Below are 737 nucleotides of genomic sequence, written 5' to 3' on the forward strand. Positions count from 1 at the left end.
CTTCTTTTTTGTATTTTTCTCAATCCCTTTTATATCTCCTAAAACTATTTCACATACTTGTTGCTCTACACAAAAGTTTATAAACTTTCTAGTTGTTTGGTGGTATAAATTTATTAATTGGTTATCTGTTTTAGTTCTAATAGTGTTTTTTAATTTCCATAATCTCTTATATTGTCTACTACCTTTTTTACATCTACTTAATCTTTTAGAGATATAAGCATATATCTTATTTCTAAATTGCTTAATACTTCTACCTTCTCTATTGGATATTATAAGTCCGATACCTTCATTAGTTATACTAGCTATCGAATGTATTTCTCCTAAGTCTACACCTACGGTGTTGTTACCTTTCGGTGTTGGATTAATGATTCCATCATCAAATGTATAATACAAATAATATCCGTTTCGCCATACTATTTCAGCAGTCTTTATATTTTCAATATTAAAATCTAACTCTAAATAGATACCTTTTGACATTGATAACTTTAAGTTACCTTTAGCATTGATATTTATTGCACTAGCTTTGAATGGTATTATATAAAATTTCTTGGTTTTATATGGATACTTTGCCTTGGTATTACCTTTCTTTCTTAACTCTGAAATAGTTTTTCTATTAGCATCAAATTTATCTGATATTGCTTGTATAGTTTGACTATGTATATTGTATTTACCTTTGATTATCTTTTGTATATCATTCTTTTTTATCCATTGTTTATGTTCAAAATAGTATTCTTTGG

1 protein-coding gene is annotated in these 737 nt (G+C 26.6%); it reads right to left on the reverse strand.

Going from position 1 to position 737, the window contains the following annotated elements:
* Window positions 1-737 (reverse strand): transposase (locus KGF46_RS19710; protein ID WP_227862251.1); only part of this gene is annotated, 737 nt, incomplete at both ends.

It is taken from the genome of Clostridioides sp. ZZV14-6153, from assembly GCF_020657855.1.
Taxonomy (GTDB): Bacteria; Bacillota; Clostridia; order Peptostreptococcales; family Peptostreptococcaceae; genus Clostridioides.